Here is an 18,470-nt window from a genome sequence, read left to right on the forward strand (position 1 = left end):
GCATGCGCGCCAGGCTGGGCTCCTTCTGGAGCATCGTCCTCGGCGTCATCTATCTCTTCGTCATCTTCCTGCTCGGCATCGGCTTCTACATGATCTACGAGCACTGGGACCTGGGCAGCGCCTTCTACATGGTGGTCATCACCCTCTCCACCGTGGGTTTCATGGAGGTCAACCAGCTCTCGCCGGAAGGGCGCATCTTCACGGCTTTCCTGATTATGCTCGGGGTGGGCGGCTTCGTGTATATCGCGGGCGCGTTCGCCCAGGTGCTCATGGACGGGCGACTGCAAATCTTGTGGGGTAAGCATAGAATGATGAAAATGATCAGCAAGTTGAGGAACCATTTCATCGTCTGCGGCCATGGCCGCATCGGCAGCATCGTGGTCCAGGAGATCATGAACGACGGCCACGACGTGGTGGTCATCGAGAACGATCCCGGCCTCATCGACAAGATGGAACAGGAGGGTATCCTGTGTCTCGAAGGCGACGCCACCAGCGATGCCGTGCTCATGAGCGCCGGGCTGCCCTACGCCAAGTCCTTGATCTCGGCCGTGACCAGCGAGGCGGCCAACGTCTACGTCACCCTGACCGCCCGCCAGCTCAATCCCACGATCACCATCGTGGCCCGTGCCGGGGACAAGTCGCACATCTCACGCCTGGAACTGGCCGGGGCCGACCGGGTGGTCCTGCCGCACTTCATCGGCGGACTGCGCATGGCCCAGAGCGTGCTCAGACCCACGGTGACCAACTTCCTCGAACTGGCCGTGCGCGGCGGCATCGACCTCCAGATGGAGGAGTTGGCCGTATCGCCCGAGTCGGAGCTGGTGGACAAGGACCTCATCGAGTCCAAGATCAGGCCCAACTTCAACCTGATCATCATCGCCATCAAGAAGGAGTCCGGGGAGATGGTCTTCAACCCCGGCCCGAAGGAGATCATCCGGGCCAACGACACGCTGCTGGCCGTGGGCAAGAAGACCAATCTGGCTGAACTCAGAGAAATTTTGTAATTATATCCAGGTAGAAAGTATACATGGTTCCTGACAGCGTTGCCGAGCGCGCGGCCTTTCTGCGCGAAAAAATCGAATATCACAACCACCGTTACTACGTCCTGGACGATCCCGAGATATCGGATCAGGAGTTCGACGTCCTGTTCCGCGAACTGGCCGCCATCGAGGCCGAGCATCCCGAGCTGGACGACCCCAACTCCCCGACCAAGCGGGTGGGCGGCGAGCCCGCCGAGGGGTTCATCCCCTACGAGCACGCCCTGCGGCTGTACTCCCTGGACAACGCCATGGACCTGGACGCCTGGTACGCCTTCCATGAGCGCGTGGCCAAGGGCGTGGGCACCTCCGACGTCGCCTATTGGGCCGACCCCAAGATGGACGGCCTGGCCCTGGAAGTCATTTACGAGAACGGGCGGTACGTGCGCGGTGCCACGCGCGGCGACGGCCTGGTGGGCGAGGACGTGACCGGCAACATGCGCACGGTCATGAACCTGCCCATGACCCTCCACGGCGGCGACGTCCCCGAACTGATCGAGGTGCGCGGCGAGGTGATCATGTCCAACAAGGACTTTGCGGCCCTCAACGCGCGCCAGGAGGAGAAGGGCGACAAGGTCTTCGCCAACCCGCGCAACGCCGCGGCCGGGACCATCCGCCAGCTCGACCCCAAAGTGGCCGCTTCGCGCCCCCTGCGTTTCATGGCCTACGGCGTTGGCCGGGTGCAGTGGGCCGGCCGGGGAGCCGACTGGGCCACCCAGCAGGAGCTCATGGAAGGGCTGCGCGGCCTCGGGTTCGCCATTCCGCCCGACGTGAAGCTGTGTGCTTCGGCCAGGGAAGTGGCCGACTATTTCCAGAAACTGATGGCCATGCGGGCCACGCTGCCGTTCGAGATCGACGGCATGGTCGCCAAGGTCAACGATCGCGGGATGCAGGAGGCACTCGGCTATACCTCCCGCGCTCCGCGCTGGGCCCTGGCCCTCAAGTTTCCGGCGCACCAGACCAGAACACGGCTCAACGCCATCCGCATCCAGGTGGGCCGCACCGGCGTGCTCACCCCCGTGGCCGAACTCGAGCCCGTGGAACTGGCGGGCGTGGTGGTCTCCAACGCCACCCTGCACAACAAGGGGTACATCGCGGAGCGCGACCTGCGCGTCGGCGATACGGTTCTCATCCAGCGGGCGGGCGACGTCATCCCGCAGGTCCTGTCCGCCGACCTGGAGCAACGGCCCGACAACGCCGAACCCTTCACCTTTCCCGATACCTGTCCGGTCTGCGAGAGTCCGGCCGTGGAGGACGGTGAGCGGGTGGTCTGCACCAATCCCGCCTGCCCGGCCAAGACCGTGCAGCGGCTCATCCATTTCGTGTCCAAGGCGGGCCTGGACATGGAGGGCGTGGGCAAGCAGTGGGTCCGCAAGCTGGCCGAGGACGGCGTCCTGAACACCCCGGCCGACCTCTTCACCCTGAAGAAGACCGACCTGCTCAAGTACGAGCGCATGGGCGACAAGTCGGCGGAAAATTTCATCAAGGCCATCCAAAAAGCCAAGGAGGTGGCCCCCCTGTGGCGGTTGATCGCCGGGCTCGGCATTCGCCACATCGGCGAGCAGGCCGCGCGCGCTCTGGCCGCCCGGTTCAAGGATCTCGACGCGCTTTTTGCCTCCACTCTCGACGAGTTGACCGAGCTCGACGGCATTGGCGGCATCATGGCCGAATCCATCCTCGATTTCCGGGTGGACGCCTCCAACCGGGCGATGATCGAGCAGTTCAAGGAAGCGGGCCTTCATCCCGAGGGCGGCCCGGCCGCCGCCGCGTCCGACGACGCACCCCTTGCCGGGAAGGTCTTCCTGTTCACCGGGACCCTGCCCGTGACGCGCGACGAGGCCCACGCCATGGTCGAGGCGCGCGGCGGCGTGCCGGTCAAGTCCATCTCCAAAAAGGTGGACTACCTGGTGGCCGGCGAAAAGGCCGGTTCCAAGGTCGCCAAGGCCGAAAAGCTGGGAATTGAAGTCATTGACTTCGCCGCCTTTAAAGCATTACTCGAAGGCAAGACCGCAGCTAGGCAAAAGTCTCTTCTGGACTTTTAACCATACGTATTTTCAACACGAGACAAGGAGAGATTCCATGACTGTCGACATCGTCATCCTGGGTGCCAAGGGCCGGATGGGCAAGACCCTTATCGACATGGCTCTGGCCGACGAGAAACTGAACCTGGTGGGCGCGTGCGAGCGCAAGGGCCATGCGGAAGGCCTGGATTACGAGTGCGCCGTCTCCGACTGCCTCGAAGAACTGCTGCCCAACGTGCCCGGCGCGGTGGTCGTCGATTTCACCGCCCCCGAGGCTTCGGTGGCCATGTCCAGGACCGTCGCCAAATACGGCAACCCCGCGGTCATCGGCACCACCGGCCTGAACCCGGAACAGCAGGCCGAGTTGGCCGAGTCCGCCAAGAAAACCCCGATCTTCTGGGCTCCGAACATGTCCGTGGGCATCAACGTGCTGCTCAAGTTCCTGCCCCAGCTCGTCCAGGCCTTGGGCGAGGACTACGACATGGAAATGGTCGAGACGCATCACAAGATGAAAAAGGACTCCCCGAGCGGCACCGCCCTCAAGCTGGCCCAGGTCCTGGCCGAGGCGCGCGGCTGGGACTACGACGAGGTCAAGCGGCACTGCCGCGACGGCATCATCGGCGAACGCCCCAAAAAACAGATCGGCGTCCAGGCCCTGCGCGGCGGCGATGTGGTCGGCGACCATACCATGTACTTTTTCGGGCCCGGCGAACGTATCGAGATCACCCACCGCGCCCACTCCCGCGAGACCTTCGCGGCCGGCGCCCTGCGTGCCGCCAAATGGCTGGCCCGGCAGAAACCCGGCAAGCTCTACGCCATGGCCGACATCTTCTAGGCCGGGGATATTACAGAACGCCCGAAAGGGAGTCTCTCGCGAGGCTCCCTTTTTTGTACGTGTGCCTCCGGCGGGCCCTCGCCGGGCGGGCGTCTCCGACGGCCGGGGCGCTGCCCCGGACCCCGCCAGGGAACCCTTTGAAAAGGGTTCCCTGGACCCTCCCAAACTTTTTGTGTCGCCTGCGGCGAAAGCGGGGGGGCGGGAAAGGGGATGTTAACACGGGGAGATTGGCTGGTGGCGGTTTGGCGGTGTCCCAAAGGGGGCGGCGTGTTGAACTACGGCGAAATAACCGATTTGCCGCGCTGCCGCCTTCCGCGAAGCGGCACCGAAGAGTTTAGGAGGGGAGATGGGGATGGAGGTCCGGGGAAGGGGAAGAGGGAAGCCCTTTTCAAGGGTCCCCTTCCCTTCCCCGGCCGCCGGAGGCAACCTCCCCCCTACAAAATGGGCGACAGCAGGCGGGCGAAGCGGATGACGGTTTGCTGGAAGATGTTTTTTCCGTCGAACTCGTTGGTCCCGGTCTCGACGCAATGGTTGAAGTCGTCGAGGAACATGGTTTCGATATCCTTGCAGAAGTCGGGGTCTTCGACGAGCATGGTGATTTCGAAATTGAGCCGGAAGGAGCGGTTGTCGAGGTTGGCGGTGCCCACGCCCGCCAGGGCGTTGTCGGCCAGGAAGACCTTCTGGTGCAGGAAGCCGTCGACGTAGCGGAAGACGCGGATGCCGGGCTGGACGAGTTCCTTGAGGCAGGCGAATCCGGCCATGTAGACCATCAGGTGGTCGGGCCGCTTGGGCAGCATGATGCGCACGTCCACGCCGCGCATGGCGGCCATCTGCAAGGCCTTCATGACCGAGGTGTCGGGCACGAAGTAGGGGCTGGCAATCCAGAATCGTTCTTTGGCCGAGGCGATGGCCTGAATGAACATGAGGGAGCAGTTTTCCAGGGCGTCCACCGGGCCTGTGGGAAGGGCCAGGACTTCGGCCTTGCCCTGTTTTGCGGGCATGGACAGGTCCAGGTCCGGGACCTCGCTGGTGGCCCAGTACCAGTCCTTGCCAAAGCAGACCTGGATGGGCAGCACGGCCGGGCCGGAGATGCGGGCGTGGGTGTCGCGCCAGCCGCCGTAGCCGTTGTCCTTGCCGCCGAGGTATTCGGTGCCCACGTTGTGCCCGCCGACAAAAGCGGTGTGGCCGTCCACGACCACGATCTTGCGGTGGTTGCGGAAGTTGAGCTGGAAGCGGTTGCCCGGACCGCGCGTGGTGTGGAAGGGAAAGGCCTCGACTCCGGCGGCGTGCAGGGCGTCCCAGTAGGCGGCCGGGGTCTTGTAGCTGCCCAGTTCGTCGTAGAGGAAGCGGATGTGGACCCCTTGGCGGGCCTTGCGGACGAGGAGCTCGCCGAGCTGTTTGCCCAAGTCGTCGTCGCGGACGATGTAGAACTGGATGAGCACGTATTTTTCGGCTTTTTCGACAGCGTCGAAGATGGCTTTGAAGGTGTCGGGGCCGTTGACCAGCAGTTGCATGTCGTTGCCGCCGAGATAGGGTGACTCGGCCAGGGTCTCGAAGACCGTGCGGGGCTGGTGCGGGAGTTCGCGTTCGGACAGGGGGGTGACGGGAGGCACGTCGTGGCGGTCCCCGATGCGCCGTTGGAACTCGGCCCGGCCGGTGCGCATGGCGTCCACGTAGCCGTGGAACTTGGACCGGCCGAAGATCCAGTACAGGGGCAGGGCGATGATCGGGAAGGTGGCCAGGGAGATGGCCCAGGCCACGGCTCCCTGCGGTGTGCGGGTCTCGCGGATGGCGATGAGCGCGGTGAGGATACCCGTTATCTCCATCGCGGTATAGAACAGGCTGGCCAAGCCGAGCAGGAAGGACATTTCCAAAGATTCCATGGGAGTTATTGCTATCAGAAAACCGCTGAAAAGGGAAAGCTTTGCTTGTCATCGCAGGGGGGATGTGTTCTGGGTTTTTTGGCAGGAGAAAACACGGTGCACGACAGACCGGCACAACAGCCCCAACGACATCCCTTTCTGGACAAGCCCAACCGGACGCTCGTGCGCATGGCCTTGCCCGTGCTCTTTTCCCTGGTGGCCGAGCCGCTGACCGGCCTGGCCGACACCGCCTTCGTGGCGCGGATTCCCGGCTCGGAACCCGTGGCGGCCCTGGGCGTCGGCACCATGGCTTTTTCCGCCATCTTCTGGGCTTTCGCCTTCCTGGGCATCGCCACCCAGACCGAGGTGGCCCACAGCGTGGGCCGGGGCGAGGAAGACCGCGCGATCAAGGTGGTCTCCCTGGCCGGACTGCTGGCGGCGGGCATCGGCATGGGGCTCCTGGCCGCGTCCATCTGGTTTCTGTCGCCCATCGCCTCGGTCTTCGGGGCCGAGGGGCTGGTCAACGACTATGCCTGTCGGTATATGTTTTACCGGCTGCTGGGCGCGCCCGCGGTGCTGGTCACCCTGGCCTGTTTCGGCGGCTTGCGCGGGGCTCAGGACATGCGTACGCCGCTCTATGTGGCCGTGGGCATCAACCTGGTCAACGTCCTGCTGGACTGGCTGCTGATCTTCGGCCACGGGTCGTTTCCGGCCATGGGCGTGGCCGGCGCGGCCATCGCCAGCTCGGTCAGCCAGTGGATCGGGGCGTTCTGGTGCCTGATCGCGGTCTACCGGACCCTCGGCTTGACCTGGCGCATGCGCGGCGCCGGGCTGGCCCGGCTCATGCGCGTGGGCGGCGACCTGTTCCTGCGCACCGGGGCGGTGCTGGTCTTCCTGGCCCTGTGCACCCGGGTGGCCAATCTGTTCGGCGCGGACCAGGGCGCGGCCTTCCAGGCCATCCGGCAATTTTTCCTTTTTTCGGCACTGTTTCTCGACGCCTTCGCCATCACCGGGCAGAGCCTGGTCGGGTATTTCATGGGGGCGGACGAACGGGACAAGGCCCGCGAGGTGGCCAAACTGGTCTGCTGGTGGAGTTTCGGCACGGGCGTGGCCTTGTGCCTGGCCATGCTGCTGGGGACCGAGATGGTGGCTTGGCTGCTGGTGCCCCCGGCGGCCTACGCCGTGTTCGGGCCGGGCTGGGTGGTGGTCTCCCTGTCCCAGCCCATCGGCTCCCTGTCGTTCGCCACGGACGGCATCCACTGGGGCACCGGAGATTTCGCCTACCTGCGCAACAGCATGTTGGTGGCATCGGCCGTGGGCGGGGCGTGCGTCCTGGCCGTGGAGATATCCCGGCCGCAGCACGTGCTGGTCTACATCTGGCTGGCCTCGGCCCTGTGGACCTTCATTCGGGCGGGGTTCGGCCTGGCGCGCATATGGCCAGGCGTGGGCAATGCGCCGCTCAAGGGCTAGGGCCGGTGCATGAAAAAGGCCCGCCGGTCGCGCCGACGGGCCCTGTGAGGGCGTGTCTCCGGGCCGGTTCAGTGCTCGGCCAGGTAATTGAACATGAATTCGTAGGCGTTGCGCATCTCTTCCTCAAGCTGGTCCATGAGCGCCAGGGCAGCGTCCAAGTCGCCGGTCTTGCAGGCTTTTTCAAGCTGGAGGCAACACTCGCGCACCCGCTCCACGCCGATGGTGGCGGCTCCACCCTTGAGGGAATGGGCCAGGTGGCGCAGTTTTTCCACGTCGCCGGAGGAGAGGGCGTCCTTAATGCTCTGGATCCTCTTGGGTTCCTGGGAGATGAACACGGTGAACATCCGTTTCATGAACGGACGACGATCCGCCATTGATTCCAGGAACTTGCTGTCGACTATTTCCTTGCTCACTGTGTTCCCCATCTCTTGAATAGGCCGATTGTGCCGACCATATTTCATCTACATACTTCGATGGGCAGTTTTCAGCAACAGGTTTGCGAACAAAACGAAGAAGTCGATCAACCGGGGTGGTAGAAGAACCGGCCGAGGCCCACGGTGAAGACGATGCAGCCGTATGCGGCGTGCTCCACAGAGGCGAGGATCAGGGAGCCGGTTCTGCGGTAGGTCCGGGCGAAGATCCAGCCTGCCGGGAGGGTCAGGGCCACGGCCACCCAGTTGCCGAAGACGATGTGCAGGAAGGAGAAGGCCAGGACGCTGGCCCAGGTCCGGGCGTGGTCCGACTGCAGAATGGGGGCGTAGCGACGGAAGAGAAAAGCTCGGTAGACGGCTTCCTGCGGAAAGGCGGAAAGCAGGGGGTAGAGTAGCATGACGGCCGCCCACAGGAGCGGTCTGGTGCGGGGAAAGCTGAAGAGTTGGTCCGGTGCCCAAACGAGCACCACGAGCACGGAACACAGGGCGATCGCCAGGGAACGGAGGGCTATCGCCCTTAAATTGGCTCTGTTTTCATGGAGAAAAACGGAAAATTCCGTTTTTGGAAGGTATCCGCCCTTGCCGAGATAGATCAGGCAACCGCCCGCAAAGACGAGGAGCAGGGGGATTTTGGGAAACGGCAACCAGCCCAGCGCGTGGAGTAACGGGGTCAGGCCGAAGAGGGCCAGGAATTCAAACCAGAGGAACGGGGTGGGCATCTCGCGTATATACGTATGGTTGCCGGGTCGGTCCAGCCCGCCGCGCTGTTGTCATGCAACCGCCACATTGTTCTTCCTCTCAGGTTGTCCACAAATATTCACGAAAATCATTCCGTGTTGGCACAACCTGTGGAAAAAAAGTGGAAAGGGCTGAAATCTCCCGCAGTGCCGGTTTATTCGCGTCTCCCTTTGAGATAAGGTCCTCCGTCCGAACATGTGTACCGATTACGGTGGCGAAGGAGGTTCGGTTGTTCGCAGTGATTCATAGGCGGCCCCTTGCGGTCCTTCTGTTGCTGGTCCTGGCGGGGGCGTTCCTGATGCGTCCCGCCCTGGCAGGCGACTCGGTTACTTTCGCCCTGTTCACCAGGGGGTGGCCGCCGTTGGAGATGGTCGTGGACGGCGAACCCAGGGGGGCAGCCCTGGACATCTTTCGGGTCTCCATGCCCGAGGACGCCGAGACCTTCGTGCTGATGCTCCCCGCATCGCGCAGTGTGCTCAGAACGCCGGGGGACAGGGTTTATACCCGGCTGGAGTGCCGGGAATGGATGGGCAACGCCGACCTCTACCTGTGGAGCGATCCCGTTCTGAGGCTGCGAACGGTGTTGCTATCCAGACGGAACCGGCCCGTGGAGTACCGGGGTGAGTCCAGCCTGCACAACCTGACCATCGGCTGCATCAAGTCCTACAACTATCCCGATGTGGAGCCGCTGTTCGAGAGCGGCAAGGCCTACCGCTACGACGTGAACAGCGACGTGGTGCTGTTGCGCATGCTCAAGGCGGGCCGGGTCGACGTGGCCTTGTTCGACGAGTTTACGGTCCGCTGGGTCCTTCGCAGTTCCCCGGAGTTGAGCGTGGAGGATTTTTACGTCTCGAAACGGGAACTGGGCAGTTCGGAACTGCGGTTCGCCTTCAACCGGCATCCGGGCTGGGCATCCCGCCTGCCCGAGATCAACGAGCGCATCCGGATCAACCGGGCCGCCGGGGTCTACAGGGAGATCATGGCTCACTATTGATCGTGTTTCGGCGCGCGGGCCGAAAAAAAAGGGTGAGGGCAGGACGCCTTCACCCTTTTTTCACATGGTTGCGGGAGCGCTACATGGCGTAGAGCTTGTCGCCGGGGATGATGTTGATGTTGTTTTTCTGGAGCAGCTCGATGCCCTGGTCCGTGCGGTCGAAGCGGAAGATCAGGACAGCGGAATCGCCGGACTGCTGGACGAAGGCGTACATGTATTCCACGTTGATGCCCGCCTCCTGGAGCATGGTCAGGATGTTGTTCAGGCCGCCGGGCTGGTCGTTGACCTCCACGGCCACCACCGAGGTGCGGCCCACGGTGAAGCCCGCTTCCTTCAGCTTGGCCTTGGCCTTTTCGAAGTCGGACACGATCAGGCGCAGGATGCCGAAGTCCGAGGTGTCGGCCAGGGACAGGGCGCGGATGTTCACCTCGGCCTCGGAAAGGATGCGGGTGACCTCGGCCAGGCGTCCGGCCCGGTTTTCCAGAAATATGGAGAGTTGATCGACTTTCATGGTGTTCTCCTTGGCTTATTGACTGGTTAGTCCTTGTGGCGGTTGTCGATGATGCGTTTGGCCTTGCCCAGGGAACGCTCGATGCTCTTGGGCTCGACCAGCTTGACCTTGGCGGTGACGCCGAGGAATTCCTTAATGTTCTTCATTACCTTCGATTCCACACGCTGTAAACTCTTGATCTCGTCGGAGAACAGGGACTCGTTGACCTCCACCTGGACCTCCAGGGTGTCGAGGTTGCCCTGGCGTTCGATGATCAACTGGTAGTGCGGGGTCAGCCCCTCGGTGTCGATGAGGATGGACTCGATTTGGGACGGGAACACGTTGACGCCCCGGATGATGAGCATGTCGTCGCTGCGGCCGGTGACGCGTTTCATGCGCGCGGTGGTGCGGCCGCATTTGCACGGTGTGTAGTTCAGGGTGGTCAGGTCGCGGGTGCGGTAGCGGATGAGCGGGATGCCTTCCTTGGTCAGGGTGGTGAAGACGAGTTCGCCTTCCTCGCCGGGCCCCACGGGCTCGCCGCTGACCGGGTCGATGGTCTCGGCCAGGAAGTGGTCCTCCTGGATGTGCAGGCCGTCCTGGGCGACGGCGCACTCGATGGCCACGCCGGGGCCCATGATCTCGGACAGGCCGTAGATGTCGATGGCCGTGATGCCGAGCTTCTTCTCGATGTCCGCCCGCATCTCGTTGGTCCAGGGTTCGGCCCCGAAGATGCCGATGCGCAGGGGCAGTTCGCGAATGTCGATGCCCATCTCCAGGCCGGTTTCAGCCAGGAACAGGGCGTAGGAGGGGGTGCAGCAGATGACGTCCGGGGCGAAATCCTTGAGCAGGGTGACCTGCCTGCGGGTGGAGCCGCCGGACATGGGCACCACGGTGGCGCCCAGAGCTTCGGCCCCGTAATGGGCGCCCAGCCCGCCGGTGAACAGGCCGTAGCCGTAGGCGTTGTGGACCGTGTCTGCGGCCGAGGCCCCTGCGGCCATCATGCACCGGGCCACCAGTTCGCCCCAGTTCTCGATGTCGCGTTTGGTGTAGCCGACCACGGTGGCCGTGCCGGTGGTGCCGGAGGAGGAGTGGATGCGGACGATCTGGTCTTTGGGCACGGCGAACATGCCGAAGGGGTACTGGTCGCGAAGGTCCTGCTTGACGGTGAACGGCAGCAGAGAGACGTCTTTCAGCGTCTTGATGTCCTGGGGCTTGACGCCCTTTTCATCGAATTTTCTCTTGTAGAATGGAACGTTGGCATACACCCGTTCACACAACGACTTGAGCCTGCGCAGTTGGAGCGCTTCCATTTCCTCCCTGGGCAGGGTCTCGTTCCTCACGTCGTAGATCATCCCTTCATCCTCCTTGGGCGGCCTTGAATCGGCCATGCTGTCCATATGAAAAAACCACGGTCTGTTACAGCCCGTGGTCCGCTCCCGCGCCTTCCCCGCGCCATTCCATAAGCCACGAGCCTTCTACAGAGAGCCCGTAAACCAAAAAAAGCACGCAAATAGGAATTGTTGCATAGGCGAAACAGTGCCCCATGTCCCGGTTTGCGTCAAGGGGTTTGTGGCCGCGGGACAGCCGGGGGCCTGTTGTCTGTTTGGGGCGCGATTGTTGCGGACCGTCCAAAAGTGCATTACACAATCGGAGGTTAACAACCAACAGTGGAGTAACTATGACATTCAGGGAATTGATGGAGCGCAACCGGTCGCGGCGCAAGTTCGACGAGTCCAAGCCGGTGAGCGCGGAAGATCTGACCGAACTGGTGGACATGCTCCGGTTCATGCCTTCCGGCAGGAACCTGCAGCCGCTCAAGTACATCGTCACCGCCGATCCGGCGCAGTGCGCCGAAATCTTTCCGCTCCTGGGCTGGGCCGGGTATCTCGCGGACTGGAAGGGACCGGCCGAGGGCGAGCGGCCCACGGGGTACATCGTCATGCTTCTGGACAAGGAACTGGCCGATACGCCCCACTGCGACCACGGCATCGCCTGCCAGAGCCTCATGCTCGGGGCGGTGGACAAGGGGTACGGCGGCTGCATCATCGCCACGGTCAACCGGAAAAAGCTGGCCGCGCTCTTCGACCTCCCGGACCGTTTCGAGATCCTCATGGTCCTGGCGCTGGGCGTCCCCGCCCAGGAAGTGGTCCTGGAATCGCTTCCCTCCGACGGCAGTATCAAGTATTGGACCGGCGAAGACGGCAAGCACCACGTGCCCAAGCGCGGGCTCGACGAGATCCTGGTGGGCCGGTTTCCCGAGGATTGACCGTGACGCACAGTAAACATTCAAGGACATACATTGCTTAATAAAGAAAAGAAATTCGCCGAAATGGCGAGCATCGAAAAGGCCCGTGACGTGGCCGGGTGGCTTGACGCCAAGCAGGGCGAGCGGATCAGCATCATCGACGTGTCGGGCTTAAGCTCGGTCACGGACATGATCCTTGTGGTCTCTGCCAGAGGCGTGAAGCACGCCCAGGCCCTGGCCTCCCACATCCTGGACAGGGCCGCCGAGGAAAACATGGAATTCCTGAGCATGGAGGGCCACAAGACCGGCGAGTGGGTCCTGATCGACCTGAACGACGTGCTGGTCCACGTCTTCCTGGACGAGCTCAGGGAGTTCTACAACATCGAAGGTATGTGGACCGAAGCTCCCCGCGTGGAGTTCGAGGCCTGATGGATAACGACATGGCCGAACCCGAGAAGACACTGCTGCTGATACTGGACGGCTGGGGCATCGCCCCGGAGAGCGCGGGCAACTGCGTGCGCAACGCCGCCACTCCCCATCTCGACCGGCTCCTGGCCGAGTATCCGTCCACCCGGCTGACCTGTTCGGGCCGCGCCGTGGGGCTGCCCGACGGCTTCATGGGCAACTCCGAGGTGGGGCACATGAACATCGGCGGGGGGCGTGTCATCTATCAGGACATGACCCGCATCGACATGGCCATCGAGGACGGCTCCTTTTTCGAGAATCCCGCCCTCAAGACATTGATGGTCAGGACCAAGGCCGGTTCCGGACGGCTGCACCTCATGGGGCTGCTTTCGGACGGCGGGGTCCATTCGCACATCCGCCACCTGTTCGCCCTGCTGGACATGGCCAAGGCCGAGGGCGTCCCCGAGGTCTTCATCCACGTCTTCATGGACGGCCGCGACACGGCGCAGAAGGGCGGGCTCGCCTACATGCGCACCCTCCAGGCCAAACTCGGCGAACTCGGCCTGGGCAAGGTGGCCACCCTGTCCGGTCGGTTCTGGGCCATGGACCGCGACAAGCGGTTCGAGCGCGTGGAAAAGGCCTACCGGGCCTTGGTGGACGGCCGCGGCGTATCCATCGGCGATCCGGTCGAGGCCATCGAGGCGCGCTATGCCGAAGGCGAGTTCGACGAGTTCGTCAAGCCGAGCGTGGTGGCGGGCGTGGACGGGCGCATCCAGGACGGCGACGGCCTGTTCTTCTTCAACTTTCGCGCGGACCGCGCCAGGGAGATCAGCAAGGCTATCTTCGAAAAGGATTTCACTGAGTTCGACCGCCCGCACGTGCCGAGCCTGGCCATGTTCGCGACCATGACTCGGTACGAATCCACCTTCCCCATGGACACGGCCTTCCCGCCTGAGGACTACGAGGGCACCCTGGGCGAGTTCGCATCAAGCCACGGCATGAAGCAGTTGCGTATCGCCGAGACCGAGAAGTACGCCCACGTCACCTACTTTCTCAACTGCGGGCGCGAGGAGCCGTTTCCCGGCGAAGACCGGATCATGATTCCGTCCCCGCGCGAGGTGGTCACCTACGATCTCAAACCGCAGATGAGCGCCGAGGAAGTGGCCGACACCCTGATTTCCAAGTGGGGCGAATACGACCTGTGCGTCTGCAACCTGGCGAACCTGGACATGGTCGGGCACACCGGCATCATGGAGGCCGCGGAAAAGGCGTGCGTGGCCGTGGACGGTTGTGTGGGCCGCATCGTGGACACGGTGCTCGCAAGCGGCGGCCGGGTGCTGATGACCGCCGACCACGGCAATGCCGAGCAGATGCTCGATGCGAGCGGCGCGCCGCACACGGCCCATTCGACCAACCCGGTGCCCCTGGTCTTCATGGAGAAGGGGCGCGAGAGCGCGGTCCTCGAAGAGGGCATCCTCGGCGACATCGCCACGACCATCATCGGGTTGTGGGGCATGAAGCCGCCCGCCGGAATGACCGGCAAGAACCTGGTACACAAGGGATAACCATGGCTGAAAGCAAGAAACCCCTGACCCCGGTGAAGCCCGCGGCCATGGAAATGATCTTCCTCTACCCCTGTCCGCACTGCGGCCGGGAGGTCCCGCTCATCGCGCCGTCCCGGCCCGCCATGGCCCAGTGCGACGCCTGCCGCGAGAACTTCCCCATCGTTCCGGTGGACGACCGGACCATCCGCTACCTCAAGCTCATCCTGGCCGGGGGCAAGGCGGGCATCGATCCGGACTTCCTCTAGCCCGGCGAAACGGGACCTCGGGCCTCCCCCTCAGCCCGAACGGCTGACGGAAAGTTTGAATGAAGCGAAATCCTCTATGGCGTCGTCGTAGGGGATTTCCACTGTATATACGGACTTGAATCGTATTCAGCGGAGGATGAAGCGATGCGGAAAGCCCCTTGGTGCCCCCGTTTTTGTTCATGGATGTTGTTGCTTGTGTTGTCCGTGGCCGGAGGGGCGACGACCGCCTGTTCGGCGAGCCGTCCGGATGCGGCGTCCGCACAAGGGGGCGACGTGCGTTCTTTTACCATGGACTTCCCGGTGGACTTCACTGTCTCAAGCGACGCGAAGACGTTGGCCCGGGAGAGCTATTTCCCCCTGGACGACGGCTCCGTGCGTCTTGGCGGTTGTTATTCCGGCGCGGATTACGAGGGGACGAATTTCGGCAGTGCCTGTATCGTGGTCTCCGTTTCCCCGGCCGCGGAGGGAGGCGGTGATTGCGCCCGCTTTGACGGGGATCTCCTGTGCGGGACGGAGCAGGGGGTGCGCGACGCGGTCGTGAACGGCCTCCCTTTCAGACGGGGCGACATGACGGACGCGGCGATGGGCCATCGGCTTGAGGCGCGGGACTATTGGACCGTCCGCGATGGATGGCGATACGACATCCGGCTCTTCCTCAGCTACACCGCCATCGGCATGTACACCCCGGGCGAAATGCGGGAGTTTTCCCAGGAGGATTGCTGGTCAAGGCTGACAGGGGTGTTGAACACCTTCTCCTTCCGCTAGCGGCCGTTCCGCGGTGCTCGGCTGACGAGTCAATTTGTGGCCCGCCTTTTGCTTGAATGTACCATAGTCTTTATACAGTCCGTATTGGGGAAGAAGAGGGGTAATGCAGAAAAAAGGTATGTTTTTCGTGGTGTTGTCGGTTGTTCCCACGGTCTTCGGTCTGTTGGCCGGGTCCGGATCGGCCTGGGCGTCGGACGGCGAGGTTACAATTCTGTCAGGGTTTTTCGGGGACCCTGTCTGGGGACTCACGGTCCTTGTTATGCTCATTGCGGCCGCATGCGCGGTCTGCGTCTTGCTGACTTCAAAGGCTATTCATAATAAATATAAAGTGTTGGAGAGAGTCTCCGAGCGTATCGCCGAAGGGGACGCTGCAGTGGAGGTGCCGGTAGGAGGCGATGACAATTTTGGCAGGATGGCCACTCATCTGAAGAAGATCGTGAATTACATTGGTGAGTTGGAGACCAAATCCGAAAAGAGCGAAAGTGTAGCCAGGGAGGCCGAGGCTCGCGTGAAAGAGGCCCTGGCCCAGGCCGCCCAGGCGCGCAGGCAGGGCGAGGCCGCCCGGTGCGAGGGACTGTTGTCCGCCGCAGGGACCCTGGAACACTCGGTGCAGGCCATCCGCGACCACTCGGCCACCCTCGGGGTATCCTCGCGCACGGCGCGGGAAGGGGCCGCCGAGCAGCAGCGGCTCATCTCCGAGGCCGCCTCGGCCATGGAGGAGATGAACGCGGCCGTGAGCGAGACCGCTCTCAGCGCGGGCGCCGCCGCCGAGGATGCGGACAAGGTCATGGAGCGGGCTGAGTCCGGTTCCGCCGTGGTCACCCGGACCATCGACTCCATCAGCGCGGTCTCCCAAAATTCCCAGTCTCTGGTTGAGAGCGTGGCCGGACTCGGCTCCCAGGCCGAGGGGGTCGGGGCGATCATGGGCGTGATCTCCGACATCGCGGACCAGACCAACCTCCTGGCGCTCAATGCCGCCATCGAGGCCGCCAGGGCGGGCGACGCCGGGCGCGGCTTCGCCGTGGTGGCCGACGAGGTGCGCAAGCTCGCCGAGAAGACCATGGACGCCACCCGCGACGTGGGCGTGGCCATCGAGGGCATCCAGGACCAGGTGGCCCGGACCATCGACGGGGTCAAGGCCATGTCCGGCCTGGCCGACGAGGCCGCAGGGCTGGCCCGCGAATCCGGGACCGCCCTGGACGAGATAGTGTCCCACTCCGGAACCAGCGCCGAACGCATCGGGGCCATTGCCGCCGCCTCCAGTCAGCAGTCGGTGTCGAGCGAAGAGGTCACCCGGACGATCACGGCCGTGCATGCCATTTCTTCTGACACGGCCCAGGGCATGGCCGAGGCCGCCCAGGCCGTGTCGGATCTGACCGCCCGCGTGGAGGAGCTGGCCGTCATGACCGGCGTGTTCCGCCTGGTGGGCAGCGGCCGGGTCCAGGAGATCATCGGCGCCCTGGCAGAATCCGAGGCGGTCCGTTCCGGACGCCGGGAACGGCTGGAACAGGCCATGCGCGACGCCCTCAAGCGGAACGAGTTTCTGGAGCTCATGTACATCACCGACGTGAGCGGCAGGCAGACGGTCAGCAACATCGGGGGCAAGGTCTCCGGTTTCGCCGAGGACCCGTCGGCCTTCGGCTCGGACTGGGCCGACCGGACCTGGTTCCGGGGCGTGGCCGAGAACGGCACTTTCCACATCTCCGACGTCTACACCTCCTCGGCCTCGGGCCGGGAGTGCATCACCGTGTCCGGCCCCTTTTTCGGCAAGAACGGCAGGATGCTCGGCGTGATCGCGGCGGATGTGAGCGTTTCCGCCTAGGCGGCCGCGGTTTCCGCCGTACCCCTGCCCCGGTTGCATTGTATCCGGGGCGGCACTATGGTCTTGCCTACCGGCGTCTTCACCGGCCGGATCAATCGATTGCAAAAAAGAGGTACGATCATGATCACTACGAAGAGCAAACAAGACGATTACCTGACGGAGTTCACGGACGGCGACCATGTGGGCCAATGCGACGCCCCGGTCGGGAAGGGCGGTCAGGACGCGGCGTTCACGCCCTTCGCCCTGCTGGAGGCCTCCCTGGCCGGGTGCCTGAACATCACTCTGCGCGCCTTCGCCGCATCGCACGACATCGAGTTGGGCCACGTGGAGACCTCCGTCACCGTGGTGCCGGGCGAGGCTGGCTCGACCTTCGAATACAGCGTCAAGCTGCCTGAAGGGTTGAGCGAAAAGGATACGAAACGGTTGCTAGCGGCCCTGAAGGGATGCCCCATCCACGGTCTGCTCGGTAAGCCCATCTCGTTCGAATTGAAGGCGGAGTAATCCGCGAGGCAGCTTGTCCGCCCCGGTTGCCGGGATGCGGGCAAGGCCCCGGCCAACGAAAAACGGCACGCGACCGGATCGCGTGCCGTTTTGCATTTTTCGGGATGGCCGGCGCGTTCGATTCCCTCCGGACGGCGTCAGGCGCGCTTCCTTGGGGAATATTGCATCAGGGCGTTGCCCGCGATGATGAAAGCCAGTCCGACCACCGTGGCGGGGTGGATGGTCTCGCCCACCAGGAAATGGATGAAGACCAGGGAGAGGAAGGGCGACAGGAAAATGAGATTGGCCACGCGCGCGGTGCCGCCGCCGTCGGGCCGGGCTGCGTATTTCATGGCCGTCAGCCAGAGGGCGAAGGTAATGCCCATTTCGAAGAGGCCCACGTAGGCTGCGGCCAGGAGCGGGCCTGCGGCGAGCGGCGGCAGCTCGGAAAAGAGCAGGGTGGCTGCCAGGATGAAGGGGAAGCCGGTCAGGAAGCTCAGCAGCAGCCCGGCCATGGGGTTGGCTTTGCTCCGGGTGTTGAAGATCCAGTACAGGGCCCAGATGACCGTGCTGCCCAGGGCCAGGGCCACGCCGGGCAGGCTGGAAAAGTGCATGCCGAGCAGGTCGCCGTGGGTGGAGATGACCACCACGCCGAGGTAGCTGAAGAGGATGGCGACGAGCGCCTTGAGCGAGAGCTTCTGGCCGAGCAGGGGCACGGACAGCAGGGACAGGGTCACGGCCCAGGTGTAGTTGATCGGCTGGGCCTCCTGGGCGGGCAGCAGGTCGTAGGCTTTGAACAGGATGGTGTAGTAGAGGAACGGGTTGAGCAGCCCGAGCAGGGCGCAGCGCAGCGTCTCCTTGCGGCCCATCCTCATGATTTCGCCGAGCTTTCCCTGGAAGAGCAGGATGGCCGCCAGGGTTGCTGCGGACACGGCGCAGGCGCAGAGCAGGAGTTGCAGCGGGTCGAGGTTGCGCAGGGCGATCTTGAAGGCCGAGGCCACGGTGGACCAGATGGACACCGTGGCCAGGCCGTAGAGCAAGGCTTTCTTGCTGTCGGTCACTGCA

General features: G+C 63.6%; 18 protein-coding genes. 12 read left to right on the top strand and 6 right to left on the bottom strand.

Translation table 11 applies throughout. From position 1 onward, the window contains the following. Positions 1-2 precede the first annotated feature (2 nt). The 3 genes from V8V93_RS10730 to dapB are packed head-to-tail and all read left to right on the top strand — an operon-like array spanning position 3 to position 3,893. Positions 3-1,004 (top strand): potassium channel family protein, encoded by a 1,002-nt coding sequence (locus V8V93_RS10730; protein ID WP_338666665.1) that lies wholly within the window; start codon positions 3-5, stop codon positions 1,002-1,004. Positions 1,005-1,027: 23 nt separating this feature from the next. Then, positions 1,028-3,079, top strand: a complete 2,052-nt coding sequence (gene ligA / locus V8V93_RS10735; protein ID WP_338666666.1) for an NAD-dependent DNA ligase LigA — start codon at positions 1,028-1,030, stop codon at positions 3,077-3,079. Positions 3,080-3,116: 37 nt separating this feature from the next. After that, on the top strand, positions 3,117-3,893 hold the full coding sequence (gene dapB / locus V8V93_RS10740; RefSeq protein ID WP_338666667.1) for a 4-hydroxy-tetrahydrodipicolinate reductase: 777 nt from the start codon (positions 3,117-3,119) through the stop codon (positions 3,891-3,893). Between the two features lie 434 nt (positions 3,894-4,327). On the opposite strand, the gene cls is transcribed toward dapB, so the two are convergent. Further along, entirely contained in the window at positions 4,328-5,776 is a 1,449-nt protein-coding gene (cls, locus tag V8V93_RS10745) for a cardiolipin synthase (RefSeq protein WP_338666668.1), read from the bottom strand. Positions 5,777-5,872: 96 nt separating this feature from the next. Here cls and V8V93_RS10750 point away from each other — a divergent pair, with 96 nt between their 5' ends. After that, positions 5,873-7,225 carry an MATE family efflux transporter gene (locus V8V93_RS10750; protein WP_338666669.1) on the top strand — a complete coding sequence of 451 codons (1,353 nt, stop codon included), beginning with the start codon at positions 5,873-5,875 and terminating at the stop codon, positions 7,223-7,225. Positions 7,226-7,293: 68 nt separating this feature from the next. Here V8V93_RS10750 and V8V93_RS10755 read toward each other — a convergent pair whose 3' ends face one another. Together V8V93_RS10755 and V8V93_RS10760 are read right to left on the bottom strand one after the other, a co-directional pair. After that, positions 7,294-7,638: an Hpt domain-containing protein gene (locus V8V93_RS10755; RefSeq protein ID WP_338666670.1), complete on the bottom strand. Its 345-nt coding sequence runs from the start codon at positions 7,636-7,638 to the stop codon at positions 7,294-7,296. Positions 7,639-7,745: 107 nt separating this feature from the next. After that, complete coding sequence (locus tag V8V93_RS10760) at positions 7,746-8,375, bottom strand: CPBP family intramembrane glutamic endopeptidase (RefSeq protein WP_338666671.1); 630 nt, start codon at positions 8,373-8,375, stop codon at positions 7,746-7,748. A 248-nt stretch (positions 8,376-8,623) separates the two neighbouring features. Between V8V93_RS10760 and V8V93_RS10765 the strand changes: the two genes are divergently transcribed. Continuing rightward, entirely contained in the window at positions 8,624-9,388 is a 765-nt protein-coding gene (locus V8V93_RS10765) for a substrate-binding periplasmic protein (protein WP_338666672.1), read from the top strand. 79 nt (positions 9,389-9,467) lie between these two features. Here V8V93_RS10765 and V8V93_RS10770 read toward each other — a convergent pair whose 3' ends face one another. Together V8V93_RS10770 and V8V93_RS10775 are read right to left on the bottom strand one after the other, a co-directional pair. Then, a complete protein-coding gene (locus V8V93_RS10770; RefSeq protein ID WP_338666673.1) occupies positions 9,468-9,899 on the bottom strand; it encodes an ACT domain-containing protein in 432 nt (143 codons plus the stop codon). Positions 9,900-9,925: 26 nt separating this feature from the next. Further along, positions 9,926-11,230 carry a phenylacetate--CoA ligase family protein gene (locus V8V93_RS10775; RefSeq protein WP_338666674.1) on the bottom strand — a complete coding sequence of 435 codons (1,305 nt, stop codon included), beginning with the start codon at positions 11,228-11,230 and terminating at the stop codon, positions 9,926-9,928. Between the two features lie 326 nt (positions 11,231-11,556). Here V8V93_RS10775 and V8V93_RS10780 point away from each other — a divergent pair, with 326 nt between their 5' ends. The 7 genes from V8V93_RS10780 to V8V93_RS10810 all read left to right on the top strand — a co-directional run bounded on the left by V8V93_RS10780 (position 11,557) and on the right by V8V93_RS10810 (position 17,426). Then, positions 11,557-12,144: a nitroreductase family protein gene (locus V8V93_RS10780; RefSeq protein ID WP_338666675.1), complete on the top strand. Its 588-nt coding sequence runs from the start codon at positions 11,557-11,559 to the stop codon at positions 12,142-12,144. 33 nt (positions 12,145-12,177) lie between these two features. Beyond that, positions 12,178-12,552, top strand: coding sequence for a ribosome silencing factor (rsfS, locus tag V8V93_RS10785; protein ID WP_338666676.1), 375 nt, complete (start codon positions 12,178-12,180; stop codon positions 12,550-12,552). Then, positions 12,552-14,093, top strand: a complete 1,542-nt coding sequence (gpmI, locus tag V8V93_RS10790; RefSeq protein WP_338666677.1) for a 2,3-bisphosphoglycerate-independent phosphoglycerate mutase — start codon at positions 12,552-12,554, stop codon at positions 14,091-14,093. Before rsfS ends, gpmI begins: the two co-directional genes overlap by 1 nt. Positions 14,094-14,095: 2 nt before the next feature. Beyond that, positions 14,096-14,338, top strand: a complete 243-nt coding sequence (locus V8V93_RS10795) for a hypothetical protein (RefSeq protein WP_014320939.1) — start codon at positions 14,096-14,098, stop codon at positions 14,336-14,338. Positions 14,339-14,611: 273 nt separating this feature from the next. Next, positions 14,612-15,103, top strand: coding sequence for a hypothetical protein (locus V8V93_RS10800; RefSeq protein ID WP_338666678.1), 492 nt, complete (start codon positions 14,612-14,614; stop codon positions 15,101-15,103). Between the two features lie 118 nt (positions 15,104-15,221). Further along, the gene (locus V8V93_RS10805; protein WP_422394417.1) at positions 15,222-16,925 is read left to right on the top strand and encodes a methyl-accepting chemotaxis protein; all 1,704 of its coding nucleotides are present in this window, start codon (positions 15,222-15,224) and stop codon (positions 16,923-16,925) included. A gap of 120 nt (positions 16,926-17,045) precedes the next feature. Further along, positions 17,046-17,426, top strand: coding sequence for an OsmC family protein (locus tag V8V93_RS10810; protein ID WP_338666680.1), 381 nt, complete (start codon positions 17,046-17,048; stop codon positions 17,424-17,426). Positions 17,427-17,563: 137 nt separating this feature from the next. Here V8V93_RS10810 and V8V93_RS10815 read toward each other — a convergent pair whose 3' ends face one another. Continuing rightward, positions 17,564-18,466 (bottom strand): DMT family transporter, encoded by a 903-nt coding sequence (locus tag V8V93_RS10815; protein ID WP_338666681.1) that lies wholly within the window; start codon positions 18,464-18,466, stop codon positions 17,564-17,566. Between the last annotated feature and the right edge of the window lie 4 nt (positions 18,467-18,470).

It is taken from the genome of Pseudodesulfovibrio sp. 5S69 (genome assembly GCF_037094465.1).
Lineage (GTDB): Bacteria > Desulfobacterota > Desulfovibrionia > Desulfovibrionales > Desulfovibrionaceae > Pseudodesulfovibrio > Pseudodesulfovibrio methanolicus.